Origin of the sequence: Dehalogenimonas sp. THU2, from assembly GCF_039749495.1 — a bacterium.
Lineage (GTDB): Bacteria > Chloroflexota > Dehalococcoidia > Dehalococcoidales > Dehalococcoidaceae > Dehalogenimonas.
This window is the reverse complement of the sequence record NZ_JBDLLU010000009.1, coordinates 59,596-85,029: the sequence shown is the minus strand read 5'-3', so window position 1 is coordinate 85,029 and position 25,434 is coordinate 59,596. Positions and strand designations below refer to the sequence as shown.

The following is a 25,434-nucleotide window of genomic DNA, read 5'->3' as shown; positions in this document are numbered from 1 at the left end:
GGTTATCTGCTCATGGCGCTTGGCCTTCCCTCTCTGATCCTGCTGGCGGTAGCCGGCATGCTGGTCTGGAGGAGAAACAGAAAGACCGCCTGATACAAATTTCTACAATAAGAAATGGTGTATCGACAATCGAGGCCCGGTGATTAACCGGGCCTCGATTTATATTAGTTTGGCAGGTTGAATAGACAACAATCCCCTAAAGTAATAAACTAGGAAGGTTATATGCGTCAGGAATTGTCAGAGGTTTTACCATGAATCTGGTGTTGGTGAGGGCGTGTAATAATTCCTGCCCTTATTGTTTTGAAGCCGGGGAACGTCAACGGGGCAAGCAAGGGTCAATCTCTCCGGATAATTTTCTGAAATTCGCAAAATGGGCTCGTAGTGCCGGGGTCCAGTATCTCTCATTGCTCGGTGGGGAGCCATTTCTTCATCCTGAACTGGGTGAAATGGTCAAGCAGTTCCGCCAGATATCTCCAATGACTGGATTGAATATTCTGACAGGCGGGATATTCAATAAACACTTACTTGATACTTTATCTCCTAACGTGGTAGCCCTCGTGTTTAATATCAATGAACCTCGGGATTATGCAAATCCCAAGCATTTTGCCAAAGTGATACGCAATGTCGAACTGGCCATCCGCAAGGGTTTTGTTGTCGGTTTGGGATTTAACGTTTGGCGGCCGGATTTTGACACCAGTTTCATGCCGGAACTGGCTTACCGCTTTGGCCGCTCCAGTTTTCGATGGACACTTGCCAACCCGCAACTCAATGCGCCTTCCAATGTGGTGCATCCGGGGGACTTCAAATTGGTCGCTGAACGCTGCGTCGATATGCTTCGGAAGGCAGCAAGCCTGGGTATTGAGGCGATGCTTGATTGTTCCTTACCGTTATGCTTTTTTAATGAAGAAGATCTGGCCTGGGTAAGGCAATACCACGCCGGAACCGCGTCCCGCCTGGGTATCTGTGAACCAATCCTGGATGTGACTCCGGAATTGGACGTATTGAGATGCTTTGCCCTGTCGACCGCTGATCGAAGAAAAGTAACCGATTTCAGGAACGAGTATGAGATTCGGCAGTGGTTCCTGGACAATACGGACTCCGGTCTTCGTATGAAAGGCTGCTTCACGCATTGCTTGGAATGCGTGCATCACCAGGAGGGCAGATGTCAGGGCGGGTGCCTTGCCTGGAATGATGGCATCGCTCAAAAAGATGTGTCATCAAACCCGCTCAGTCTGACGGATTCGATGAACGTCGCTCTTCAATCAGATCACCCGGAAATCGCGCTTGAAAATTATGACAGCGCCACGCGTCCGTTCAAGACAGCCGAGGCCACCTATCTTGCGTCCGTCGCGGCTCTTCGCCTTGGGAAATCATCCAAAGCGTTTCGTTATGCCGCGTACGCCCAGGATGTCACTACGGATATAGCGTTAAAAAAACGCATCAATGAGCTTATGGCAGAGATCCCATCCCGGGAAGACGATGAAACCGCGGATACCGATCGAACAACGGTTTCTTTACCATTCGTCGCTTGCCCCGGACAGGGAAAAGGACCTACATAACGACTTTCGGTAATCACCGGAAAACATTTACTCTGACTTTATTACGAAATGAATGACAGGAGAACACGAATAGATCATGGAAGAGCTAAATAGTACGCCTCCCAAAAACCTGGCGGAGAGTTTCGGCCTGGCCGGCCTTACCCAATTCGATACCTCACCTGGCGTAACCCCCCGGACTACCAACGTCTATCACGTCACCTACACCCCGGGCGCAAAAGAGATCGTGCTCTTCTTCTGGGGATGCAATCTCGCCTGCCGCTGGTGCTATCGCCAAAAAAATATCCACAGCCTGATGCTTGAAGAATATATTAATGTGCCGAATGAGGAGCCTGTAAACTGGGCCAGCCCGCCAACTAAGTTCCTGACGTTCGATGAAGTCATGGCTCTGTTTGAAGGACGGGAAGTAAAACACGTGGTCATGGAAGGAGCGGAGGCCGCTCTTGATCCCCTGTATCCTGAGATTGCCCGTGAACTGCATCGCAGATACGGGACCCATAACATCCTCTTGACCAATGCGCTGCAGTTGCCTGATGATTTGAGTCACACGGATTCCATTGAGATATCCCTTAAGGCTATGGATGACGATCTGCATATCGCTCATACAGGTAAATCGAATAAGGTAATCCTGGAAAACTTTAAAAAGCTGCATGAATCCGGGATGAAATTGATCGTTGAATCGGTTTTCGTGCCCGGTCTTGTCGATATTGAAGAAACCGAACGCATGGCAGAATTCATCGCCAGCATCGACCGTACCATCCCGTTTATCATATTGCCCCACATCCGGACCCTCGGTAATTCCTGGCAGCGCCCTACACCTGAGGATATGGAGAAAGTTGGGGTGGTGGCCCGGAAACATCTCGACAAGGTCTTTTGTGTCCGAGGAGATGAGAAACCCATATACGAGACGATAAAACTGGTTTAATAAGGCGCGTGTTTACAGATCCCCGAAGATCCCCGGCGCCTGCTCTTTCATGATGTCCCTGATCTTGGCGGCCACGGCGCGCATCTCCGGTTGGGCGGCGGGTCCGGAGCGCAGTTTCACTATATGGCGGATCTCCCTGAAGTTCCAGGTGCAGATGATCTCCGTGGCGCAGGCGTTGGGCAGCACATAGCGGGCTATCTCTGCCTTCACTCCGGCCTGCAACAGCTTACGGTAAGCCTCCCAAGCTGCCGCCATCGATGCTTCATAAATCTCGGGGGCGCCGTCGAACGCAGCCAGTTCGGGCGGGGTGATGAACTCCGCTTCGGTTTCTTTGACATAACGCTGGCTTCGCTGTGAATAGCTGCCGATACGATGCCTGACCAGTTCATGGGTCACTACGCGTGAAGCCCTGATAAAAAAGGTAGCGGAGGCGTGCTCGATCAGGCTGTCATGGCCTTGCTTGATCCGCGCCGCCAGCCAGCCTTCCTTGGTGCCGAGCTTGTCGCCGCTGGCATAGCAAAGCCGTCCGGCCTGTTCCGTGAGGGATTCGCTGTCCGGGGTTACCGCCAGCAGCCTGACTTCGACGTTGTAATCCATGGTATTGTCTCCCTGTTCATGCGGATCAGTCCGGTTATTATAACCTCCGGGAGGGTCCGGATAAAACATTGGGATTTTTATCGTCTTTGGGCGGCGCCGGCAGTTTGCCAAAACGCGGAATCTGGGGTTTAATGGAAAATAGCTGGCATCATTCTTAAATTGGCACTGTTGGAGGTACACACATGGTTGACACCATAAAGGAAACGATCAAAGTAACTGGGCTTTCCTGTGGTCATTGTGTGGCGGCGGTAGAGAAGGCTGTGCGTAAGGTGAAAGGCGTAAGTGAAGCTAAAGTAGACCTGGCGTCTGGGACACTCAGTGTCGAGTACGATCCCGGTCAGGCGATGTTCACGGATATAGCTAAAGCTGTTACGGACGCGGGTTACGGCGTGGGTTGAGTAGTGTGCCTTCCTCATGCCGAAGTCGGGGCACCGTTAAACACCCAACGAGTAATAGCTGGAATTGCAGTATTCGCCAATAATCCTGAAAAGAAGATTGGTCTTATCGTGTCCAATTTCTCTACCGATTGTATCTTGCATCCCGGTTATCTATAATGCATCCAAGTGAGGAACAATCATGCCGGACGCGGGAGACTATAAATCGCAATTCCACCAGGAAGAAGCCGGTCTCCTGGCGCGACGTAAAACTCTGTTGGGTCAGAAAATCCTCTTCGACCACATCTTCACCACCGAAGCCGCCCGCCGCCGCAAGGAACTGGAGCAGGAGCTATCCAAGGTGGAACGCCGCATCATGGAGATCCGGGCCGCCCTCGGCGAAAACATCAGTAACAATTGACTAAAGAGCACCGGTTCTTACGAAAGACCGTTGAACTGAAATAATCACTGATCACATGGACAGAAAACGCTTCTCCGACCTCGTCTCCCGTGCCCTTGATAAACTTCCGGACGAGTTCTTCGACCTTCTTGATAACGTCGAAGTGATCGTTGAGGACTATCCGAATCGTCAACAGGCTGACGGTTCGGATAGCAACGGACTCCTCGGCCTGTACGAAGGCATCCCATTGATCGAACGCGATACGCATTACAGCCTGGTGCTGCCGGATAAGATCACTATCTTTCAGAAACCGATAGAACTTGTTTGCGCCTCGGACGCCGAGATCGTCGACCAAGTTGAAAAAACGGTAAGGCATGAGATCGCCCATCACTTCGGCATGACCGACGAGGAACTCGACGAGATCGAGGAAGGCTGGGAGAAGGAATCATGACCTTCGGACGGAATGCCCATGTCTGAAGCTGAAGCGATCAGCCGCAGCGGTATGCCGGTAACCATAGAATCGCTGACTGCCGACCTGATAGACCTCGGCGTCGAACCTGGTATGCTGCTACTGGTACATTCGTCGTTGAGCGCCCTGGGCTGGGTCTGCGGTGGTCCGGTAGCGGTCATCCAGGCTTTAAGAGCGGCGGTGGGACAAGAAGGGACACTGGTCATGCCCGCTCATTCGGGCGAGTATTCCGATCCGGTGGCCTGGAGCAACCCACCAGTGCCGGAATCCTGGTGGCCGGTAATCCGCGACGCCATGCCGGTCTTCGACCCCGGGATCACCCCGACACGCGCCATCGGTGTCATACCGGAGACTTTCCGGAAATGGCCTGGAGTTGTCAGAAGCAACCATCCCCAGGTCTCCTTTGCCGCTATGGGGCCGCTGGCGGCTGCCATCACCGCCGATCACCCACTGGATTACGCTTTCGGCGATAACAGTCCGCTTGGCAGGGTTTACGATTTAGGCGGTTCCGTCCTGATGCTGGGTGCCGGACACGCCAACAATACCTCGTTGCATCTGGCTGAATTCCGCGCCGAATATCCCGGTAAACAGGTTGAACGCGGAGGCGCGCCGGTGATGGAGAACGGACGGCGCATTTGGCAGATACTCGAGGACTTCGGCGATGATTCTGATGATTTCGATGCTATCGGCGCCGCATTCGAAGCCACCCACCCCGACAAGGTGATCATCGGCCGCATCGGCCTGGCAGAGGTCCGCCTGATGCCCCAGCGTGATTTGGTGGATTTCGCTGTTGCCTGGATGACCGCCAACCGAAAATAGATCAGAATTTTCCCTTCTGAAATAGGGGGACTAAGGGGGATACACCATCGATATCGGCATGAAACGCTGTCCCTGGCCGGAATCCGGCGGTGACATAATGATCAAGTACCACGACGAGGAGTGGGGCACGCCGGTTCACGATGACCGCCAGCACTTCGAGTTCCTGGTACTCGAGGCTTTCCAAGCCGGCCTGTCATGGCTAACCGTCCTGCGAAAACGCCTGGCGTTTGAAAAGGCATTTGCCGGCTTCGACCCCATCGCTGTGGCAGCCTACGATGATGCCATGATTGAAACCCTGGTCGCCGACCCCGGCATCATCCGCAACCGGATGAAGATCACCGCCGCGGTGAATAACGCCCGGCGCTTCCTGGAAGTCCAGCGAGAATTCGGCACCTTCGATCAATACCTCTGGGGTTTCACCGGCGGCCGGCCGGTGGTGGGGGGCTGGACCAGCCTTGGGCAGTTACCGGCTAAAACTGACCTCTCCGACCATGTCAGTGCCGACCTCAAACGTCGTGGCTTCAAGTTCGTCGGCTCTACCATCATCTATGCCCACCTCCAGGCCGTCGGTATTGTCAACGACCACCTGATTGATTGTTTTAGGTTCAATGAACTGAATACCGGCGCTTAATTTTTACGGAGAGAATGACATGCCATACGATTACGAGATCAACGAACTGGGCAAAGAAGAGTCCTGGCGGATGTTCCGCATCATCGGCGAATTTGTCGATGGCTTCGACAAACTGGCCGGGATCGGGCCGGCGGTGACCATTTACGGATCAGCCCGCATAAAAGAGGATGATGAACTTTATGCTCAAACTGAAGCCATCGCCTATGGCCTCGGGAAGGGTGGTTGCTCCATCATCACGGGTGGCGGGCCGGGGGTGATGGAGGCGGCCAACAAGGGGGCGGCGCGGGCGGGCGCTACTTCGGTGGGCCTCAATATCGTCCTGCCGGAAGAACAAGTCAAAAATGAGTACGCCACCATATCTCTGACCTTCAACCATTTCTTCACCCGCAAGGTGATGCTGGTGAAGTACGCCATCGCTTTCGTCATAATGCCCGGCGGCCTTGGTACGCTGGATGAGCTTACCGAAGTGCTGACTTTGATGCAGACCGAGAAGATCAAGCCCTTCCCGGTGATCCTCTTCGGCAGCCGATTCTGGGACGGTTTCCTGGGATGGCTGAAGAGCACGGCTTTGTCCCGGAACTATGTCTCCGAGCGTGATTTTGAACTTCTGCGAGTTTGCGATGACCCCGCCGAAGTGGTCTCCGTGATCCAGACCTGGTATGAGGAGCACAAGGTGTTGGGCAGAATGGCGTTGGAAAAATAAATCCGATATCTATTGTCGATTTGACCCGGAGTTATTCCGGGGAACTCACTATGGAAAAACAAAGAGACTGCCTTACGGGCAGTCTCTTTGAAAAGAAACCTTACTGGATTTAATGATGATGTTCTTCGCTGACCGTCATCTCGAACGGCGGCTTCTCACCCCGCCGTTCGTAGTAGTTCTCGATGGCTTTTCTGAGAGCCTCCTCGGCCAGCACAGAACAGTGCATCTTGACCGGCGGCAGGCCGCCTAGGGCTTCGGCGACAGCCTTGTTGGATATTTCCAGGGCTTCTTCGATGGTCTTGCCTTTGACCATCTCGGTCACCATTGAAGACGTGGCGATGGCGGCGCCGCAGCCGAAGGTTTTGAAACTGGCGTCGGTGATGATGCCGTCCTTGACCTTGATGTAAAGCTCCATGACGTCACCGCAGACGGGGTTGCCGACGCGTCCGACGCCGTCGGGATTTTCCATCTCGCCGATATTGCGCGGGTTTTTGACGTGGTCGATGACTTTTTCGCTGTAGGAAGCGGGTCCGCTTGCCATTTTGTTTTCTCCTATTTGCCTGCGCCCGAGCTTGCCGAAGGTGCAAGCGGCGACATGGCTCTCAATTTCTTCACGATGCCGGGCAGTACTTCGATAACTTTTTCGATATCTTCCGCCTCGGTGAACTTGCCCAGGCTGAAGCGCAGGGATCCGTGGGCTTCTTCGGCGATAAGCCCGCAGGCCAGCAGGACATGCGATGGCTCCAGGCTGGACGAACTGCACGCTGAGCCGGTAGAGGCGTAGATACCATCGAAATCCAGGTTGAGCACCAGGGATTCCCCTTCCACATACTTGAAAGAGATGTTGACGTTATTGGGCAGCCTTTGTGTCGGATGGCCGTTCAAGTGGCTGTCCGGGATGCGTGTTTGGAGTTCCGTTGCCAGCTTATCCCGTAGGACGGTGAGTCTTTCTGTTTCCCCGCTCATGTCCTCCAAGGCCAATTCCGCCGCTTTACCGAAACCGATGATACCGGGAACATTCTCAGTGCCGGGCCGCTTACCGCGTTCCTGGCTTCCGCCGGACATCAGGGGATCGATCCTGACGCCCTTTTTGATATACAGGGCGCCGATGCCTTTGGGCCCGTAGAGTTTGTGTCCGGAGACAGAAAGCAGATCGACGTTCATTTCAATGACATTCACCGGGAGATGGCCGGCGGTTTGCACCGCATCGACGTGGAACAGGATGCCGCGTTCCCTGGCGATCCGGCCTATTTCCGTCACCGGCTGGATGGTGCCGATCTCGTTATTGGCGTGCATCACCGAGATGAGGATCGTTTTTTCGGTGATCGCCCGTTTGACCTCTTCAGGATCAACCAGTCCGTATTCGTCCACCGGCAGAAGAGTGATATCGAATCCGTGCTTGGACAAGTAGTGGCAGGATTCGATAACGGCGTGATGTTCGATGGCGGAAGTGATGATGTGATTGCCTTTTTCCCGCTTTGCCCAGGCGGTGCCCTTGATGGCCCAGTTGTCGGCCTCGGTACCCCCGCTCGTGAAAAAGACTTCATCTGCCCGGGCTCCGATCAGAGCTGCCACTTTTTCACGGGCTTCCTCCACCGCGGCGCGAACGTTTTGGCCGGCGCTGTGGACAGAGGAAGGGTTGCCGAATTGGTCTTCAAGATACGGCAAAATAGCCGATCTGACCCGAGGGTCGATTGGTGTCGTTGCCGAATTATCGAGATATACTTGTCTCATACTGAGCTCTCTTAAGTTAAATCCGAAGCATATATCCCTATACACTCACCTGATTGGCGGGATAGACCTCCTGGAACAGCCAGGTGGAAAGGTAGCGTTCGCCTGTATCCGGCAGTACCACCACGATGAGCTTGTCTTTCATCTCCGGCCGTTTGGCCACTTCCACCGCCGCCCAGACAGCGGCACCGGAAGAAATGCCGGCCAGGATACCCTCTTCCCGGGCCAGGCGGCGGGCGGTGGTGCCCGCATTCTCGTTACTTACCTGTATTATCTCATCGATGAGGTCCGTGCGCAAAACCTGGGGCACGAAACCGGCGCCGATGCCTTGTATCTTATGCGGTCCGGGTTTGCCGCCGGACAACACCGGGGAGGCTTCCGGTTCCACTGCGATAGCTTTGAACGACGGTTTGCGAATTTTCAAAGCCTCGGCGACTCCGGTAATGGTGCCGCCCGTACCTACGCCTGAGATCAGGACATCAGCCCGGCCTTCGGTGTCGCGCCAGATTTCCTCGGCGGTAGTCAGGCGGTGAATCTCAGGATTAGCCGGGTTATTGAACTGCTGCAGCATGACATAACCGGGGTTTTTATCCACCATTTCCTGGGCTCGCCGTATCGCCCCGCCCATGCCCTCGGCTCCGGGAGTGAGCACGATTTCCGACCCCAGGATAGCCAGAAGTTGGCGGCGCTCCATGGACATCGTTTCAGGCATGGTCAGGATGAGCCGGTAGCCGCGGGCAGCGGCGGCGAAGGCCAGGGCGATGCCGGTATTGCCGGAGGTCGGTTCAACAATGGTAGCCCCGGGCTTCAGGTTTCCCCTGGCTTCGGCATCTGTGACCATAGCCACTCCGATACGGTCTTTGACGCTATGCAGCGGGTTGAAAGACTCCAGCTTAGCCACAACTTCGGCGGCAGCGCCGTCGGTAACCCGGTTCAAGCGCACCAGCGGTGTGTTACCGATGGTTTCGGTGATATCGGCGGCAATACCGCGCGTCAGTGCCGGAAATTGCTTATTGCGGAAGGATACTGTCTTGATGTTTCCAATCGCCATGTTATTCTCCTTTTATTTTTTTGAGATAAGGAAGATACCAGTTTGGGCGAAAACGTTGGGAAGCAGCCGGACCTTCGACGTTCCGTTGACGAATAACTGTTTTTCGATCAATATTCCATTACGTTGACAATAAACCATAAAATCAGCCAGACTCAAAAAATGAAGGTTCGGAGTGTTGTACCACTGGTAGGGTAAGGCCGGGGTTACCGGCACCCGGCCGGTTACGCCTAATTGCCAGCGCGCCGAGATATGGGCGAAATTGGAAATACCGATGATAGCTTTCTTGCCCACCCGTACGGCTTCCGCGATGACCGTTTGCGGGTCCTTGACCTGCTGTAAGCACTGGTTCAGGATGACATAATCAAACGATTTATCGCCGTATTCGGTAAGCCCGTTGTCTATGTCCTGATGGGACACCGATAAACCCTGGGCGACACAGCTATAGATGGCCTGTTCGGATATCTCGATACCGCGCACCCTGGCGGCTTTGTGCTCCTGAAGAAATGCCATGAGCACACCATCGCCGCAACCGAGGTCGAGCACCGTGGCTTCCGGTTTTATCAATCCGGCGATGAGTTCATGGTCTTTTCTTACGACTTCCGTCATCGGGTGCCCCCCGCCGTATCCCGGCTGATTTTCTTCAGAAAATGTTTGATCAGATGGGTCTCCTCTTCAACTTCGAGCAGAAAAGCGTCGTGACCGTAGGTGGAATTGATCTCGCAGTAGGTGACGTCGATACCGGCAAGTTTACAGCCGCGCACCAACTCCCTGGACTGGTGGGCAGGGTAAAGCCAATCGCTCTTGAAGGCCAATACCAGAAACGGGGCATGACGGGCTCCGGCCAGTGTCGAGGGCAGATCACGCTCCCCGGCCAGGTCGTACAGGTCGATAGCCCGGGTGATATAGAGATAGGAATTGGCGTCGAAGCGCTTGACGAAATTGTCGCCTTTATACTGCAAATAAGTCGCTACCTCGAAATCGGCGGCGAACTTCCCGGTCCCCCCGTGACCTTCGCGGAAACGGCGGCCGAACTTATCGGCCATCGACTCGTCGCTCATGTAGGTGATATGGCCCACCATCCGGGCCATCGCCAGCCCGCGTTCGGGAGTCTTGCCCCCGTAGTATCGGCCGTTATTGAAATTCGGGTCGGCAATGATCGCCTGGCGTCCGACCTCATTGAAAGCTATCTGCTGAGGAGAGTGCCGGGCAGTAGTGGCGATGGCGATGACCGAACCGATGCGTTCGGGGTAGCTGGTTGCCCAGGTAAGGGACTGCATGCCGCCCATGCTGCCGCCGGCCACACTTAATAGTTTCTCGATGCCCAGGTGTTCGATGAGTTTCGCCTGCGCATTTACCATATCGCCGATGGTGATGAGCGGAAAATCCAGGCCGTAGGCTTCGCCGGTGGCCGGGTTGGGGGATGATGGACCCGTGGATCCCTGGCAGCCGCCGATCACATTGGAACAGATGATGAACAATTCATCGGTATCAAAAGCCTTGCCCGGACCGACCATGGTATCCCACCAGCCGGGTTTGCCGGTGGCGGTGTTAGTTCCGGCCACATGGGCATCTCCTGTCAGTGCATGGCAGATCAGGACAGCATTCGACCGCGCGGCGTTAAGTTTGCCGCAGGTCTCATAAGCCAGGATCACCGGCGCCAGGACTTCCCCGGATTCCAATTCCAGCCGGTCGATTGTGAAATATTCGGTTCGGACGATATCGAGGGCCTTAACGTTCTCTGTCATGGAAAACTCGCTAGAGAGTCGCTTCCTTCAGCGCCTGGTCGATATCGGCGATTATGTCGTCGATGTGTTCGATACCCACCGACAACCGGATATAATCCTGGCTGACGCCTGTAGCCGCCTGCTCCTCAGGTGTAAGTTGCTGATGGGTGGTTGAGGCCGGGTGAATGACCAGGCTCTTGGCATCACCGATGTTGGCCAGGTGGGAGAACAACTTCACCGAATTGATGAATTTCCGGCCGGCTTCCAGTCCGCCTTTGATGCCGAAACCCACCAGCCCGCCGAATTTGTCGCCGAGGTACTTTTTGGCTATCGGATGGTTGGGATTGTCCGGCAGACCGGGATAGACCACCCACTCCACCAACGGGTGCTGTTGCAGGTGCCGGGAGACTTTAAGTGCGTTCCCGGAGTGTCTTTCCTGCCTTAGCGCCAGGGTTTCCAGTCCTTGCAGGAACTGAAAGGCGTTAAAGGGTGAAAGCGAGGCGCCGATGTCGCGTAACATCTGTACCCGGGCTTTGATAATAAAAGCCACGTTGCCCATGCCTGGGAAATTTCCGAAAACTTCCCAGAACTTCAAGCCGTGGTAGGTGGGGTCGGGTTCGGTAAAATCAGGGAATTTGCCGTTGCCCCAGTCGAATTTGCCGGAATCGACGATAACCCCGCCGATGCTGGTGCCGTGACCGCCGATATACTTGGTGGCTGAGGCTACGATGATATCGGCGCCGAAATCGAAGGGTTTGACTATGCCGACGCCGACGGTGTTATCGACCACGAATGGGATGCCGGCGTCATGGGCAATCTTTGCGATAGCTTCAAAATCCGGCACGTCCAGCTTGGGATTGCCGATGGTCTCAGCAAAGATGGCGTGGGTTTTGTGCGTTATCGCCTTTTTGATGGCGTCAAAATCGCCGGAAGGGACGAATTTAACTTCACGGCCAAGTTTAGGAAACGTATAATGAAACAGTTCGTAAGTGCCGCCGTAGAGGTTGTTGGTAGCGATGATCTCATCCCCGACGCGGGTGATATTCAAAAGAGCCAGCGTCTCCGCCGCCTGACCGGAGGCTACCGCCAGTGCGCCGACTCCCCCCTCGATTGCGGCTATCCGCCGCTCGAAGACATCGGTGGTCGGGTTCATGATGCGGGTATAGATATTGCCGAACTCCTTCAGTGCGAAGAGGTTCGCGGCGTGATCACTGTCCTTGAAAACATAGGAGGTCGTCTGATATATGGGCACGGCGCGGGCGCCGGTAGCCGGGTCGGGCGTTTCCTGACCGGCATGAACAACGATGGTTTCCAATCTGTGAGCGCTCAATTCAAATCTCCTGATCTTTGTTTCGTATTTCGACATTCGGATTTCGGATTTTCAAATGTAATACATCTCCGCATCGGGAGACAGCTTAGCTTCCTGGCGGCGCACCAGGTCGGCCAATGTGGTTTGTTCCAGAACCTCGTTCATCGCCCGGCCCAGGTCACCCCAGATGTCCCGGGTCGCACAGAACTTGGCCCGATCGCATTTGTCGGGGCTCTGGATACAGTCCACCGGTTCGATGGGGCCTTCCAGCAGGCAGACCACCTCGCTCATCCGGATACGATCGGGGGATTTGGCTAATTTGAGGCCCCCCCGGGCGCCACGGATGGATTGAATGAGCTTGGCGTCCACAAGTGGTCCAACCAGGTGCTCCAGATAAGGCAGGGATATCTCCTGCCGCCGGGCAATGTCCTTCAAAGGGATGACCTGATCGCCGTAGTGTTGCGCCAGGTCCAAAAGGGCGCGAGTGCCGTATCGGGCACGGGTGCTTAGTTTCATTGGTTCCTCCACCGAAAGTTGATAAAACTCATCAACAAACTGATATTAACAACAAATAGGACTAATGTCAAGGCAAGCAGTTTGTCCCAATCGAATCTTCGATTAAAGACGCAGTGCAAAAATGGTATTTTGAAAGGGGGTTACGGGAATTAGATCACATGAGAGATCGCATAGCACATCAGTTGTGAAATCCGCAGGATATTGGGTCGGCCGGAATCAGCGGTATCGAACAAACCTATTGTTGCGACGGCATCACCAGCGGCGGGCTGACGTACCGCTCTCCCGCCAACGCCTTGCGTATGGCGATCACCGTATGCTCGACCCCGGATTCTTTCAGCACATAACAACTGGCGCCGGAAGAAAGCGCCCGGAGCACATATGGGTCATCACCGTGCATGGAAAGGATGATGACCTTGGTCGGCCATCGTCGCTTCCTGATCTCTTCTGCCAGCTCAATTCCCGTGTAAGCTGGCATTGATAGATCGGTCACCAGCACGTCCGGCCGGATCTTATCCAGCATCGCCAGCGCTTCGGCGCCGTCGCCGGCCTCGCCCACAATGTCAAAGTCCGGCTCGTATTCTAAAAGGGCCCTGACGCCCTGCCTGACGATTTTGTGGTCATCGGCTAATAATATGCTTGTCATGTCTAACACACCCTAATTGTTCATGCTCTAATTATAACGGAACTTCACCTGATGTGAATCCGTAAAGGTACCTAATTCTGTATCAGCTGGTACGTAAATATGATGCGTTAAGAGGCAACGAAATGGTGATAACCGTACCTTTGCCCGGCTCTGATTCTATAACACAGGTACCGCCAAGCAGCGCGGCGCGCTCACGCATGGCGGATAAACCGGTGGAACCTCCGGATTTCAGCGTAGCGGCATCGAACCCATGCCCCCGGTCTTCTATTCGTAATATTAGCTTTCCGCCCTTTAAAGTCAGTGTCACCGCCGCCTCTTTGGCACCAGCGTGACGCATAATGTTGGTCAGTGATTCCTGGGTGATCCGGTAGACGGCGATGCTGATTTCCGGTGAGAACCGGTCAGGGGCATCGTGTTCGAAATGCACTGAGAGTCCAGCCTGGGAGTGAAGCTGTTTAAATAACCATTCCATGGCAGCCACCAAGCCCAGGTCGTCCAGGACGCCCGGCCGAAGTGAGAGCGACAACGTGCGTACTTGCTTGATGATCTCAGCCGTCATGCCGGAAATATCCTTGAGGAGGGGTTTCATCTCATCCGGTGCAACCCGGTCTGCCCGTCCCAGCATCAGTTTCAGGACGGTCAGGCTTTGTCCTGTCTGATCGTGAAGCTCCCGGGCGATATTGCGTCTCTCCTCTTCCTGTATATTAAGCAGACGGCTGGACAATGACCTCAGGGACTCCTCGGCCTGGACCCGGAATTCCAGTTGCTCCAGGAGCTTGGTATGGGCAGTTTCCAATTCAAAGGTGCGTTCCTCGACGCGGTTTTCCAGTTCGGATGTGAGGTTTAGTAATGCCTGTTCCGCTCGTTTGCGTTCGGTTATATCCCTTCCATAGAGGTTGACGTATCTGTACTCCTTGATGGGGGTGAAGACGAAACTGAAAGTCCGGCCGCCGCAATCTTCTTCGATTATCCTATCGTCCCCAGACTCCAATGTTGCGGTGACTACCTTGCATAGACCATCAGGCAGCTTTCCGCCCACAGTAACATTCCAGCCTTCCACGACATGGACGCTGGCCGGGTTGGCGTACAACAGGATACATTGGGCGTTAACCCGCAACACCGGGTTGGGATTTTCCGCCGGAAACCGTGAGAGAACCTCTACCTGTTGTTCGATCACCTTTCGTTCGGTGATGTCGTGGAAGACGCCGACATGAGCGATGACGTCTCCGGCCTGGTTACGCACCGGGGCGGTGGCTGCCAGGATGGTCAGGCGGTCACCGTTATCGCGGATGATCTCTATTTCTTCATTCTCTATTGAATCGCCGGTGGTCACGGTACGGTTCATCGGCCAGTCGTTCGGAGTGTATTGCGTCCCGTCCTTGTGATAACAGCATTTCGAATCGAATTCCGAAATATTATGCGGCAGCGGCCCGAAGATCCTGACGATCTCACTGTTACCCATGACCAGGTTGCCGGTGACGTCACGGATGACCACGCCTGAAGGAAGCTGGTCGAGGGTGCTTTCTAATAGCTGTCGCTGGTTCTCTACCTGCCGCAGCAACTCCTCCCGTTCGGCCTCAGCAGTCTTTCGCTCGTGAATGTTCTTCACAATGTGCACCGAGCCGGTGCATTTGCCCGCGTTGTCGATAATGGGCAGTGTTGTCGCTTCGACGTAGATGCCCAACTTTGGTTCCAGGAATTCTTCTTTGGCTTCGGCGCCGCAATCCATTGTCCGCGCGTGAGGGCAAAAAATCGGGGCATGTGCGGTGCCATGGACGATCTCGTAGCAGTGTTTACCCACCGCCGCTTCGCTCGACAGACCGAAAGTCTCCGAGAAGGCGCGGTTAGCCCGGATGATACGGTGTTCGGGGTCTAACAGCATGATGCTGTCAGTGATGGAGTCAAATGTCGCCTGCCATTCCTCCGCCGCGGCTCTAATCGTTTCTTCTGCTTTTTTACGATCGGTGATATCATGGACGATGCCGAAGCCGCCCCGGAGCGACCCGTCGTCAGCGAATTCAAGTTCCGCCTTCTCTCGAACCCACTTAAGCTTACCGTTCACTATGATCCGGTGTTCAATATCGTATTTTTGTTCTCGCCTGATCGACGCCTGCCAGTTCTGATCGACAAATTCCCTGTCGCCGGGGTGAACGGAACCCAGGAATCGCTCGTAAGTCATCGATTCTCCCGGAGGCACCTCGAACATACGGTAGGTCTCGTCCGACCAGGTGAGGACATCCTTTTGGATGTCCATGCGCCAGCTTCCCAGGTGGGACACCTCTTGGGCGCGGTTCAGATCAGCCTGTATCTCTCCAAGAGCCTTGGCGGTTTGTTGTTGGTCTGCGATCGACTTGGCCAACTTGAGATTGCCGTAGCCCAGGTCGGAGATCATGGTCGCAAAACGAGTGAAAAAGTCCATCAGATCGGCTACTTTCGCACGGCTGTGGCGCGGCACCCGGTTCAGCGCGTCGAGGTATGCCGCTTTGTCGAAACCGAATTCCTCAGCCTGGCGGGAGAAAGTTTCCAGGTCCGGTGTTTCGTCATCGAACATGAACTGACCGGTGAAAACGTTAGCTATGTGTTTGTCGCCGATGTACAAAGGCGTGACGATATCCCACATGTTGTTCTTGCACTTGTAGGTCTTGAACTCTCCCTTTTTAACCCCCCGGGTCAGCGCCAAATCGCTCTCGATGCAGTTGGCGCAAGCGGCCGGGCTCTTGCGGTGGAATTCGGTGCAGATTTCCTGCCATCCGGTGCCAACCAGCACGGTGCCCTTGAGGTCGATTATCGAAAACCCGACCCCTGTGACTCTGTACAGATCCTCCATCATTTTCTGAACTACTGGAAGATCAAAGATGGCGGCTAGATCCTGGTCACCCAGCTCCATCTCCGGTGACATGATGGAATCCAGCTTGAGCTGCAATTGGGCTTCGCGCTGGGCGAGAAGGCTTTCTGTTTTTTTGCGTTCGGAGATCTCCATGGCCAACTGGTCGTTCGCCCTGGTCAGTTCGGCGGCCCGTTCTTTTTGTGTTTCTTCCCTTTGCTTCAGGTCATGGAACATGAGAGCGAAGGGTCGGGTCAGGCCGGTCTCGATGAGAGCCTTGTAAATAAAATAGATGGACACTATCAATAGGAAATGACCTAATGCGTTGAAAAAACCAAAGGCATCGGAATAGAGAGTGAAGGCCATCTCCGCGGCGATATTGATTCCCATGGCTGCAGTTAGGTAAGGCACCACACTGCCGGTGAAACGGTCCCGGTTACGGCGGAGCAGCAAGATAGCCCCCAACAGAATCCCGGAGATAACGAATTCGCTGGTTACCTTGAACGGTGTCAATCCCTCTCCGGCGACGAAGGTTGTCGGGAAAATTTGCCATACCAGCACCGAGACGATCACCAAACCGGTTATCAGGCCGAATATACCGACGGCGGCGTTTGTATTCAGGCGGCGGTAAATGAATACCGGCGCCATGAGCAGGGTGATACTTTGGAGATATCGGGCGGCGATCCAGAACTTGGCCGCCAGGTCGGTCGGTTCATAGCCTTCAAACACTCCCATACCCCGGTAGGACAGGGTATGCATTGCGCTGAGAATACTGACGAACAAAAATCCGACGCCGATAAACAAGAGGTAATCATTGCTTAAAAAACGGCGGGCATTCCAGGCGATAAGGAAAATCCCGAATGCCACAGCCACGCTGATGAGTTCGATGAAGCTGTGAAAAAGCAGATAATCATTGCGGCTGAGGATATACATTCCGGCAAAAGCCAGAATTCCAGCGATTACAGGCCGGACAGGGAGTGGAATGGAACTCGGTCTGGCGTTATCTTTCATTCTGCATTCGGTTCATTAATGGGATTATATACACGACAACAGAGATAAGCTTTTGGCAAGTATATAATAACCGCTTGAGCGGTTCAATCGTATGGAACACCCCGGGATGTTTATCCCATGTTGATGGCGGTTTGTTGTGACTGATGTATTGGGATTAAAAAGGCTTCTTCTCTTTTCCAGTTCCCTTGGCGATCCGCTCGTGGGGCGTTGGGCGTATTTCGCTTATTTCCTGCCCAAGGAAGAAGCTTATGACCGTCCGGATCACCACGAGTCCGCCCAGTACCGCCAGTTCCTCCAGGGTCGGACCGGCCACCGTGCGCATAATATCGGCGGCGATCAGAAATTCCAGACCCAGGAGGAGGTAAGAGGCGACGATATGGCGGATCTCATTCAAATTGAGGCGGGTAGGGATAGATCTTAAACGGTAGTATTCGTACTGGATCAATTCGCCGCCGCCCAGCAGGACTCCCCAGACGATTACCGCCAGTGCGGCTATGCCGACTGCCAGTGACAGGGTATCAAGCATAATTCCGGAGCCTTTCCGACGGTTTTTCCGAACATGGCGCCTGTTTCATTACAGATACCATGCTAAACCACACGGGAACTAAGGTCAAATCGAATTCGATTTCCGATGACCGTACCGGTTATGGAAATATTTATGTTGGCAAAAAGTTATTACGCGCTATAATAGAAAGGTAAAGTTTTAGTCTCACGGCGAAGGAGACGGATTTGCACACTGTTTATTTAGTGCCCCATAGCCACTATGACGCCGTTTGGGCTTTCACCAAAGAAGACTATTTTTATATCAATATCGAAAAAATACTTAAGCCAGCTATAGATTTGATGGCTGATCCGGGCTACCGGTTTCTTATCGAGCAGACTGCGCTTATCGAGGAGATAGAACGCCGGAGCCCCAGCCTGTTCGACGGCATTAAAAGGTATGCCCAGACCGGTCAGATCGAGATCGCCGGGGGCGAACACCTGATGTCCGACACCATGCTGCCCGGCGGGGAGACGCTGGTCCGGCAGATACTGTTCGGGAAGCTCTATGTCCGCGAGAAGCTCGGCGTTGAAACGCCAGTGATGTGGGGCGCTGACGCGTTCGGTTACAACGCGCAGATGCCGCAGATTTATTTGAAATCAGGATACAAGTATTTCGCTTTTCGCCGCGGCGCGGACCGGGATGCGCCGACCGAATTCTGGTGGCAGGGTTTGGATGGAAGCCGCATTCTGACTCATTGGATGCCGTTGGGGTATCGGGCTGGACTGTTCCTGGAAGAACTAGATGACAGCTATCACCGGCTGAAATCGGTGGCCGCCACGGATCATATCCTGATGCCTTCCGGCAGCGGATCGATACCGCCCCAGCCGGAAACCATTTCCGCCGTAAGGAAGTGGAATCGTGCTCATGAGGACGCTCGCATGGTCGTCGCCCGGGCCTCCGATTTTTTCGAGGCGATGGAAAAATCAGCGGGCGGATTGGAAGTTCGCCACGGCGAGCAGTATTCCGGGCGCTACTCTCGGGTTTTCCCGTATTGCACCTCCAGCCGCATCTGGCTCAAACAGAATTTGCGCCATTATGAACAAATGATTCTGGCTTGTGAAAAATGGGTCACCATCGGCTGGCTCCTGGGTGTGCCTTATCCCACCGATGAGTTTCGCGATAACTGGAAAAAAATCCTGTGGGGCGCTTTCCATGATGTGGCGCCGGGTACCGGTATGGATGAAGGCTACGAGGAAGCCCATCATCATTTTGAATATCTGCAGATTCATCTTTCCCAGATCTTGAATAGTTTCCTGGAATTGATCCAGGACAATCTGGCTTCGGCGGATGATATCATCGTCTTCAATCCTCTATCCTGGCCGGTCAAGAATTGGGTTGAGGTTGAACTGGGCTTTGACCCTGGGATCGTGAAGCGTCTGGGCGGGCTTAAAAGCGGCGGAGATGAAATCGAGATCGAGGTGTTGGAGACCACTCGCTATTCCGACGATTCCGTCCATTCGATCAAACTCGGATTTGTCGCTTCCGTGCCGGCCTTCGGTTTCCGGACCTACCGTTTACACAAAAATCGCATCCAGCCCGCCGCCGGATCCCGGCTCAAGACCCGCGGCAATAGCATCCAGAACCAGTTTTTCCGCCTTGAGATCGATCCGGGTACCGGACTTCTCGATGTGTTCCTGGACGGCAAGCATCTCTTACGCGGTAATGAGTTGGTCATCGAGGAAGAGACCGGCGACCTCTATTATCACCGGCAGAATCTGGCGGGCGATATCCGGACGGAGAGTGAAGCCGGGGTCACTTTCGGTAAATTCCGGATGAAGCATTTCGATATTCAAAAAACGCCGTTGCGGCGTATCATCCGGTTGGAGAGCGATTATTATTCACTGATCTGGCCGTATCGGATGCAGGATAAATTGCGGCCGGTATTGTGGCGTCACAGTTATCTGTCTGTTTCTAAAACTATCGTGGTTTATCATGATATTCCGCGCATTGATTGCATTACTAAGATAGATAACCGTCATCCGCAGATTCAACTCCGGGTCAAATTCGCTACCGATATCCGCTCCCCGGAATATACGTCGGAGATCCAGTTCGGCGCGGTCAGCCGCAACACGGATCAGTCGGCGGCGATAGTAGAGGAAGATTGGCAGGAAAAACCGTGCGGCATCTTTCCCGCGCTCAATTGGGTGGATTATTCCGATGCCGACCGGGGGATTACGCTTATCAACAGGGGGTTACCTTCGCATGAGGTCAAGGGCGGCGCGATTTACACGACTCTTCTCAGGAGCATCCTCATGCTGTCATCCGACGGTACTACCGGACCGGCGGTGCCCACCCCCGATGCCCAGGAATTCAAAAAATATAAATTCGAGTACTCACTGTATCCCCACCGGGGCGGCTGGCAGGACGGGCAATCCTATAAACATGGGCATGAAGTGAACACCGGTTTGATGGCTTTTCAACTTCATCCCGCGCGGCGGCGGCGTAAAGTATTTCCGGAGGCCTTCTCCTTCATCGAGATCAATCCGTGCAACGTCATTTTAACCGCCTGTAAGAAAGCGGAAGACGGCAGCGGCATCATCCTGCGCCTTTATGAAGCTAATGGGGAGAAGACCGACGCCGATATCCACTTTTTCAAATCAGCCCGGGGTACGACCGAACTCAGTGCGGAAGAACAAAGCCTGATCCGTCATCCTTCTGCGGTGCGTCTGGTGAATTTGCTGGAAGATGAGGAAGGTGATGTTGCTTGCGCGGAAGGCGTTATTAAACTGAAAATCAAACCCTTTGAAATCGTGAGTTTGAAAGTCATATTCTAAAATTCCAAGTCGTTGACGCGTCCGCCTCTATCTCTGCTACGAGACACTTGTTCGCGTCTCTCCCTTTCGTAAAGAGAGATTTAAGAGGGATTTCGGATCAGCCTATTGTAGTATTCGTAACACTGCCTACACGGGCAGTTTGTGATCGCCGTTTCAGCCGCTGCCGGCTCCGGTGATGCAACCGAAGCAGTGGCTGGCGAAATTGATCTTACGCTCAAGCAGAGCGTTGTAATCGAAATCGAAGATGGTCGCCGGGCGCCCCAAACCGATGGGTAAACCGGCTGCCTGGTTGAAATCACAATCGTAGAGGCGGCCATCGATGCCGACGCTTACAAGTGAGCGGCAGACGGCGACCCGGGCCGCTGTCTCGCTCGCCGAATCGAACAGACTGGTCATGTAGGCCTCGTATGCGTCTTCCCGCCGGAGTGTCTCAGCATAGCGGCCGCCCGGTATGTTGGTCACGGTCAGGAGATCATCGAAGTTGATGCCGTATCTGGCGAGGGAATCACGAAATCCATTTTCCAGAGCGGCTCTGCCGGCGCAACTCAAAGGGCCGTCGCAATTTGTCACCAGCTTCAGAGACAGGCCCGGAGTAATGCCGTAACCCGCCGCGGCAAGTCTGCGGAGCGATTCGATGCTTTTTTCAAAGACACCCCGTCCGCGTACCATATCGGTGGCTATATCGGAATAGTGAGGCAATGAAGCCAGCACCTGGACGTTATTTTCGGCGAAGAAGCGGGGCAGATGGTCTTTCGGCTCGCCGGAAAGCGGGTGGCCGTCGATAGTCACCGTCAGGTTATGACGCACGATAACCTGCTTGCCCGCGGCTCGGATCGTTTTCACCAGGTGCTCGAACCGCGGATGTAACTCAGGGGCGCCGCCGGTGATATCCACCTTTGAGATCTGATCATTTGTTTCGAGTGCAGCTAAACACGCGTTAATTACATCCTCACTCATGTGAAGCGGGGTTTCGGGCGAGGCGTTGACATGGCAGTGACGGCACGCCTGATTACACAGGCGGGTGATGTTCAGCCAGAGGGTGTCGATGCCGGTCGGGGAAAGGTCCAGCCTGCGGGAGTCCAGCCAGGCGCCGAAATCATATTTTTCTGATAGCGAATTATCGAGTTTTGGCATAGCCGACCTCGTTCGATTCTTTTTGAGATTCAATCCATCGATGCCAGTCATCGGCGGTGTCGATGTCTAGTAACACCGGTAACACACAGGGGTTAAGGCCGCATTCCTTGGCTGTCTGGAGGGTCCGGTCAAGTACTGTGGGAGTGCTCCAGTCGATATTCCGGAAAAGCCTCGGTTCGGGTCGTTTAAGGCCGATCAGGTAATAACCGCCGTCCAGTGAGGGGCCGATGACGATATCGTGACGGTCAAGAGCGTCGAATGCCTCCCGGAGAATGCTCGATGAAATACCGGGAACGTCGCTGGCGACGATGACTGTTTTAACGGCCCCTTGGTTGAATGATGTCGTGAAGCCTTGATCGAGGCGTTCGCCGAGGCCGTCGCCGCGCTGGGCATCGATTCCAAATCCGTTCCCGGCCCATTTTCCGATACGTTCCATATCGCCGGCGTCGGCGCAATACAGGCACCTATCGATCTCTTCCGGCAGGCCGTCCGCCGCGGCAAACAGACGTCCCGCGCAAGAGCGGTAAATATCCGCGGCGGTTTCATCGCCGGCAGCGGCAGCCAGGCGGGATTTAACCTTTCCCGGTTCCGGATACCGCACCATCATGAGCAACACCGGTCGCTTTACACGGCGGTTTCGACTCTCATATTCTTCCGCCAGTTTATTCGCCGGAGTCCCGGCCAGGTATCTGCTGATGTACCATGAGTTCCGAAGCAGTTGGCGCAAGACACCGTTTTCGGTGAAACGGCGGGCTGAAGTGACCACCTTCATCGGAAAGCGGCGAATCCGGGTTTGCCGGCATGCGCGGCGCAGCAGTTCCAGGTCTTCAAACAGGTTCTGGTCCGGAAAACCTCCAAGCTGTCGAAAAAAGTCTTTTCGCATTGTTATACAGGAATCACCGAACCGCTGGCAGCCCAACTCGAACGTGGCCTTCCAGGTGATGATATCCAGTAACCAGTGCTTGCGGTCGAAAGCGACTCTAAATGTACCCGCCTTGATGTCCGGGTCTGTGAAGATCGACTTTAACCTTGTGAAAACCCCTTCGGGCAATATCGTGTCGGCATGAAGAAAGAGAATGACCTCGCCCGATGCCCGGTTCGCGCCGGCGTTGCACTGCCTCCCGCGGCCTCGCGGTGAGTGAACGACAACGGCCCCCTGGCCCGCGGCGATCTCTGCCGTCCGGTCGGTGGACCCCCCGTCGGCGACGATAATCTCAACGTGAGGGTCGATGGCACGTATGGCATCGAGGCAGCGCCCGATGGCCGCTTCCTCGTTCAGTGCCGGAATAACGACTGAAAAACGGGATCCATTCCTGCCTGGACCGATATTAAGGCCATCAGAGTTCTGAGGTGTCTTCAATAATCGATACCCTTCGGCCCATCCGCATTCCACATCGATGCATTTTGGTTCTTTGGATTATACCAGTGCGCGCCGTTTTGCCCAACCGCTGCCGGTGGCTTACAATCGAAGTGTGGAAATCGCCCTTTGGTCTGTTCAGGAGTCCTTATGATCGTGTCAGATGATCTGAAAGCAACTTCGATCGAGGCGCTGCTCAATCCGCGTTCAGTGGCGGTTATCGGCGCCTCGCGGCGTGAAGGCAGCATCGGCCACAAGATCTTTCAGAATCTCCTTGATGCCGCTTTCCATGGTCCGGTCTTTCCGGTTAACCCACAGGCCGATGTCATATCGGGCGTTAGGGCTTACCCGTCGATAACCGCCATTTCTGAACAGGTCGATCTGGCTGTTATCGTACTGCCCGCCGAAAAGGTGCTGGACGCCGCGGAAGAATGCGGCGCCAGGGGAGTCAAATCCATCATCGTGATTTCCGCCGGTTTCGGCGAGAACAATGATGCCGGTGTCGAACGGCAGCGGAAACTGGTCTCGGTTTGCCGCCGTTACAGTATGCGCCTCGTCGGGCCTAACTGTATGGGTGTTCTCAATACAGCTCCGAATGTCAGTCTGAACGCTACTTTTGGTCACGTATTTCCGCCTCAAGGCAATATTGCCATGGCGACCCAGAGCGGCGCGCTCGGTTTAGTGATACTGGAATACGCTAATAATCTCAATATCGGCCTCTCCTCTTTTGCCAGCGTCGGTAACCGGGCCGATGTTTCCTCGAACGACCTCATGGAGTACTGGCGGGACGATCCGGCCACCGATGTCATCATGCTTTATCTGGAATCATTCGGCAATCCCAAGAAATTCGCACGTCTGGCCCGTTCGATCTCACCTGAAAAGCCCATCGTCGCGGTCAAGAGCGGTCGTTCAGCCGCCGGTTCCCGGGCGGTAGCCTCCCATACCGGCGCCCTGGCGACCGTGGATGTGGCCGCGGACGCTCTCTTCGCCCAATCCGGTATCATCCGGGTGGACAGCCTGGAACAACTTTTCGACGTGTCCGACGTGCTGTCGCGCCAGCCGTTGCCCCGGGGCTCCAGGGTGGCTATCCTCACCAACGGCGGCGGGCCGGGGGCGCTGGCCGCCGACGCCTGCGCCGCGAGGGGACTGGAACTGCCATCCCTAAGAGACGAGACCATGGCCGGGCTTAAGACACTGCTGCCGGTCAGAGCCTCACTGGGCAATCCCGTGGATATTACGGACGTCGGCGCCGCCGAATACCGCGGTGCGCTGACGCTGCTGGCCGCTGACGGCAACATCGATGCGGTTATCGTCATCTTTATCCCGCCGGTGTTCGCCTGCCCGGAAGAAGTAGCCGCAGTTATCAAGGAACTGGCCCCGGACTTTAGGCGCCGGGGCAAACCGCTGCTGGCCTCTTTCATGGGGAAACGAGGCTGTGTGCCCGGTACCGTCATGCCGGTTGGGGCTACCGGCGTCCCGTCCTTTTCTTTCCCGGAGGCTGCCGTCTATGCTCTCGCCCGCGTGCGGGATTACAGTCTGAACCGACAGAAACCACGCGGAACGGTTCCGGAACTATCCGGCATCGACCTGGTTAAAGCCAGGAAGATCGTCGATGAAGCGCCCCCCGGTTGGCTGCCGCCCGGTGATGTTTATGATCTTCTTGACGCATACGGCATCACCGCCATGGCGCCCCGGTTCGCTGCCAACCTCGACGAAGCGTTGGAAACAGCTGAAGCTCTCGGTTTCCCGGTGGCACTGAAGCTGGACTCGAAGACTATCATTCACAAGACGGAGGTGGGCGGGGTAAGGCTCGACATCCGGTCGCCGGATGAACTCAGGCAGGCGTATGAACAGATGATGGAACGGCTGACAGTGGCTGGACGCCTGCCGGAGGCGGGCGGGGTGAGCGTCCAGCGTATGGCGCCTGAGGGCATCGAGGTCATCGCCGGCGTTACCCATGATGATGTTTTCGGCCCGCTCATCCTCTTCGGTTTGGGCGGCATCTATACCGAACTGTTCAAGGACACGGTAACCCGTATTCAACCGCTTACGGATACCGACGCCCGGGAGATGGTGCGTTCGGTCAAGGCCTACAAGTTACTGGAAGGCTTCCGCGGCGCGCCACCGGCGGATATCGCCGCCCTTGAAGACCTGTTGCTGAGATTGTCCGCACTGGCGGAAGATCTGCCCCGGATCAAGGAACTCGATCTTAATCCGGTGAAAGCCTTCGCGTCAGGTCAGGGGTACGCCGTAGTGGACGCGCGAGTGTTGCTTGCTTAAAACAATACTTGTATAAAGGAAAAAGCGCCGGGGCTTAACCCCGGCGCTTCATGTTTGTAGCA

General features: G+C 54.9%; 23 protein-coding genes. 10 read left to right on the top strand and 13 right to left on the bottom strand.

Features of this window, described 5'->3' with window-relative positions:
• Positions 1-251: 251 nt before the first annotated feature.
• Positions 252-1,559: a radical SAM protein gene (locus ABFB09_RS06250; protein ID WP_347000644.1), complete on the top strand. Its 1,308-nt coding sequence runs from the start codon at positions 252-254 to the stop codon at positions 1,557-1,559.
• 76 nt (positions 1,560-1,635) lie between these two features.
• The gene (locus tag ABFB09_RS06245) at positions 1,636-2,481 is read left to right on the top strand and encodes a radical SAM protein (protein WP_347000643.1); all 846 of its coding nucleotides are present in this window, start codon (positions 1,636-1,638) and stop codon (positions 2,479-2,481) included.
• 12 nt (positions 2,482-2,493) lie between these two features.
• On the opposite strand, the gene thyX is transcribed toward ABFB09_RS06245, so the two are convergent.
• The gene (gene thyX, locus ABFB09_RS06240) at positions 2,494-3,078 is read right to left on the bottom strand and encodes an FAD-dependent thymidylate synthase (protein WP_347000642.1); all 585 of its coding nucleotides are present in this window, start codon (positions 3,076-3,078) and stop codon (positions 2,494-2,496) included.
• Positions 3,079-3,260: 182 nt separating this feature from the next.
• On the opposite strand from thyX, the gene ABFB09_RS06235 reads away from it, so the two are divergent.
• The 6 genes from ABFB09_RS06235 to ABFB09_RS06210 all read left to right on the top strand — a co-directional run bounded on the left by ABFB09_RS06235 (position 3,261) and on the right by ABFB09_RS06210 (position 6,474).
• Positions 3,261-3,476 (top strand): copper ion binding protein, encoded by a 216-nt coding sequence (locus tag ABFB09_RS06235; protein WP_347000641.1) that lies wholly within the window; start codon positions 3,261-3,263, stop codon positions 3,474-3,476.
• Positions 3,477-3,654: 178 nt separating this feature from the next.
• Entirely contained in the window at positions 3,655-3,873 is a 219-nt protein-coding gene (locus ABFB09_RS06230; protein WP_347000640.1) for a hypothetical protein, read from the top strand.
• Positions 3,874-3,928: 55 nt separating this feature from the next.
• Positions 3,929-4,303: a metallopeptidase family protein gene (locus ABFB09_RS06225; RefSeq protein WP_347000639.1), complete on the top strand. Its 375-nt coding sequence runs from the start codon at positions 3,929-3,931 to the stop codon at positions 4,301-4,303.
• A gap of 18 nt (positions 4,304-4,321) precedes the next feature.
• The gene (locus ABFB09_RS06220; protein ID WP_347000638.1) at positions 4,322-5,140 is read left to right on the top strand and encodes an AAC(3) family N-acetyltransferase; all 819 of its coding nucleotides are present in this window, start codon (positions 4,322-4,324) and stop codon (positions 5,138-5,140) included.
• A gap of 58 nt (positions 5,141-5,198) precedes the next feature.
• The gene (locus tag ABFB09_RS06215) at positions 5,199-5,771 is read left to right on the top strand and encodes a DNA-3-methyladenine glycosylase I (RefSeq protein WP_347000637.1); all 573 of its coding nucleotides are present in this window, start codon (positions 5,199-5,201) and stop codon (positions 5,769-5,771) included.
• 19 nt (positions 5,772-5,790) lie between these two features.
• Positions 5,791-6,474, top strand: coding sequence for a TIGR00730 family Rossman fold protein (locus ABFB09_RS06210; RefSeq protein WP_347000636.1), 684 nt, complete (start codon positions 5,791-5,793; stop codon positions 6,472-6,474).
• Between the two features lie 109 nt (positions 6,475-6,583).
• Here ABFB09_RS06210 and nifU read toward each other — a convergent pair whose 3' ends face one another.
• The 10 genes from nifU to ABFB09_RS06160 all read right to left on the bottom strand — a co-directional run bounded on the left by nifU (position 6,584) and on the right by ABFB09_RS06160 (position 17,809).
• Complete coding sequence (gene nifU, locus ABFB09_RS06205; RefSeq protein WP_347000635.1) at positions 6,584-7,015, bottom strand: Fe-S cluster assembly scaffold protein NifU; 432 nt, start codon at positions 7,013-7,015, stop codon at positions 6,584-6,586.
• An 11-nt stretch (positions 7,016-7,026) separates the two neighbouring features.
• A complete protein-coding gene (gene nifS, locus ABFB09_RS06200) occupies positions 7,027-8,208 on the bottom strand; it encodes a cysteine desulfurase NifS (protein WP_347000634.1) in 1,182 nt (393 codons plus the stop codon).
• A 37-nt stretch (positions 8,209-8,245) separates the two neighbouring features.
• Entirely contained in the window at positions 8,246-9,256 is a 1,011-nt protein-coding gene (gene cysK, locus ABFB09_RS06195; protein ID WP_347000633.1) for a cysteine synthase A, read from the bottom strand.
• Positions 9,257-9,268: 12 nt separating this feature from the next.
• Entirely contained in the window at positions 9,269-9,862 is a 594-nt protein-coding gene (gene metW, locus ABFB09_RS06190; protein WP_347000632.1) for a methionine biosynthesis protein MetW, read from the bottom strand.
• The gene (locus tag ABFB09_RS06185; protein ID WP_347000631.1) at positions 9,859-11,001 is read right to left on the bottom strand and encodes a homoserine O-acetyltransferase; all 1,143 of its coding nucleotides are present in this window, start codon (positions 10,999-11,001) and stop codon (positions 9,859-9,861) included. The genes metW and ABFB09_RS06185 overlap by 4 nt, the downstream gene beginning before the upstream one ends.
• 10 nt (positions 11,002-11,011) lie before the next feature.
• On the bottom strand, positions 11,012-12,310 hold the full coding sequence (locus ABFB09_RS06180; protein ID WP_347000630.1) for an O-acetylhomoserine aminocarboxypropyltransferase/cysteine synthase family protein: 1,299 nt from the start codon (positions 12,308-12,310) through the stop codon (positions 11,012-11,014).
• A gap of 51 nt (positions 12,311-12,361) precedes the next feature.
• A complete protein-coding gene (locus ABFB09_RS06175) occupies positions 12,362-12,805 on the bottom strand; it encodes an Rrf2 family transcriptional regulator (protein WP_347000629.1) in 444 nt (147 codons plus the stop codon).
• Positions 12,806-13,040: 235 nt separating this feature from the next.
• Complete coding sequence (locus tag ABFB09_RS06170) at positions 13,041-13,448, bottom strand: response regulator transcription factor (RefSeq protein WP_347000628.1); 408 nt, start codon at positions 13,446-13,448, stop codon at positions 13,041-13,043.
• Between the two features lie 82 nt (positions 13,449-13,530).
• A complete protein-coding gene (locus tag ABFB09_RS06165) occupies positions 13,531-17,283 on the bottom strand; it encodes an MASE3 domain-containing protein (protein WP_347000627.1) in 3,753 nt (1,250 codons plus the stop codon).
• A gap of 154 nt (positions 17,284-17,437) precedes the next feature.
• Entirely contained in the window at positions 17,438-17,809 is a 372-nt protein-coding gene (locus ABFB09_RS06160; protein WP_347000626.1) for a DUF1622 domain-containing protein, read from the bottom strand.
• Between the two features lie 203 nt (positions 17,810-18,012).
• Here ABFB09_RS06160 and ABFB09_RS06155 point away from each other — a divergent pair, with 203 nt between their 5' ends.
• A complete protein-coding gene (locus tag ABFB09_RS06155) occupies positions 18,013-20,601 on the top strand; it encodes a glycoside hydrolase family 38 C-terminal domain-containing protein (protein ID WP_347000625.1) in 2,589 nt (862 codons plus the stop codon).
• A gap of 153 nt (positions 20,602-20,754) precedes the next feature.
• On the opposite strand, the gene arsS is transcribed toward ABFB09_RS06155, so the two are convergent.
• Positions 20,755-21,735 (bottom strand): arsenosugar biosynthesis radical SAM (seleno)protein ArsS, encoded by a 981-nt coding sequence (gene arsS / locus ABFB09_RS06150; RefSeq protein ID WP_347000624.1) that lies wholly within the window; start codon positions 21,733-21,735, stop codon positions 20,755-20,757.
• Positions 21,719-23,095 (bottom strand): TIGR04283 family arsenosugar biosynthesis glycosyltransferase, encoded by a 1,377-nt coding sequence (locus tag ABFB09_RS06145; protein ID WP_347000623.1) that lies wholly within the window; start codon positions 23,093-23,095, stop codon positions 21,719-21,721. The genes arsS and ABFB09_RS06145 overlap by 17 nt, the downstream gene beginning before the upstream one ends.
• A gap of 147 nt (positions 23,096-23,242) precedes the next feature.
• Here ABFB09_RS06145 and ABFB09_RS06140 point away from each other — a divergent pair, with 147 nt between their 5' ends.
• Complete coding sequence (locus ABFB09_RS06140; protein ID WP_347000622.1) at positions 23,243-25,372, top strand: acetate--CoA ligase family protein; 2,130 nt, start codon at positions 23,243-23,245, stop codon at positions 25,370-25,372.
• The last annotated feature ends 62 nt before the right edge of the window (positions 25,373-25,434 follow it).

Bases quoted from the DNA above. Each gene is read 5' to 3' on its own strand.
- ABFB09_RS06250 (WP_347000644.1), top strand. From the start codon at position 252: ATGAATCTGGTGTTGGTGAGGGCGTGTAATAATTCCTGCCCTTATTGT.
- ABFB09_RS06245 (WP_347000643.1), top strand. From the start codon at position 1,636: ATGGAAGAGCTAAATAGTACGCCTCCCAAAAACCTGGCGGAGAGTTTC.
- thyX (WP_347000642.1), bottom strand. From the start codon at position 3,078: ATGGATTACAACGTCGAAGTCAGGCTGCTGGCGGTAACCCCGGACAGC.
- ABFB09_RS06235 (WP_347000641.1), top strand. From the start codon at position 3,261: ATGGTTGACACCATAAAGGAAACGATCAAAGTAACTGGGCTTTCCTGT.
- ABFB09_RS06230 (WP_347000640.1), top strand. From the start codon at position 3,655: ATGCCGGACGCGGGAGACTATAAATCGCAATTCCACCAGGAAGAAGCC.
- ABFB09_RS06225 (WP_347000639.1), top strand. From the start codon at position 3,929: ATGGACAGAAAACGCTTCTCCGACCTCGTCTCCCGTGCCCTTGATAAA.
- ABFB09_RS06220 (WP_347000638.1), top strand. From the start codon at position 4,322: ATGTCTGAAGCTGAAGCGATCAGCCGCAGCGGTATGCCGGTAACCATA.
- ABFB09_RS06215 (WP_347000637.1), top strand. From the start codon at position 5,199: ATGAAACGCTGTCCCTGGCCGGAATCCGGCGGTGACATAATGATCAAG.
- ABFB09_RS06210 (WP_347000636.1), top strand. From the start codon at position 5,791: ATGCCATACGATTACGAGATCAACGAACTGGGCAAAGAAGAGTCCTGG.
- nifU (WP_347000635.1), bottom strand. From the start codon at position 7,015: ATGGCAAGCGGACCCGCTTCCTACAGCGAAAAAGTCATCGACCACGTC.
- nifS (WP_347000634.1), bottom strand. From the start codon at position 8,208: ATGAGACAAGTATATCTCGATAATTCGGCAACGACACCAATCGACCCT.
- cysK (WP_347000633.1), bottom strand. From the start codon at position 9,256: ATGGCGATTGGAAACATCAAGACAGTATCCTTCCGCAATAAGCAATTT.
- metW (WP_347000632.1), bottom strand. From the start codon at position 9,862: ATGACGGAAGTCGTAAGAAAAGACCATGAACTCATCGCCGGATTGATA.
- ABFB09_RS06185 (WP_347000631.1), bottom strand. From the start codon at position 11,001: ATGACAGAGAACGTTAAGGCCCTCGATATCGTCCGAACCGAATATTTC.
- ABFB09_RS06175 (WP_347000629.1), bottom strand. From the start codon at position 12,805: ATGAAACTAAGCACCCGTGCCCGATACGGCACTCGCGCCCTTTTGGAC.
- ABFB09_RS06170 (WP_347000628.1), bottom strand. From the start codon at position 13,448: ATGACAAGCATATTATTAGCCGATGACCACAAAATCGTCAGGCAGGGC.
- ABFB09_RS06165 (WP_347000627.1), bottom strand. From the start codon at position 17,283: ATGAAAGATAACGCCAGACCGAGTTCCATTCCACTCCCTGTCCGGCCT.
- ABFB09_RS06160 (WP_347000626.1), bottom strand. From the start codon at position 17,809: ATGCTTGATACCCTGTCACTGGCAGTCGGCATAGCCGCACTGGCGGTA.
- arsS (WP_347000624.1), bottom strand. From the start codon at position 21,735: ATGCCAAAACTCGATAATTCGCTATCAGAAAAATATGATTTCGGCGCC.
- ABFB09_RS06140 (WP_347000622.1), top strand. From the start codon at position 23,243: ATGATCGTGTCAGATGATCTGAAAGCAACTTCGATCGAGGCGCTGCTC.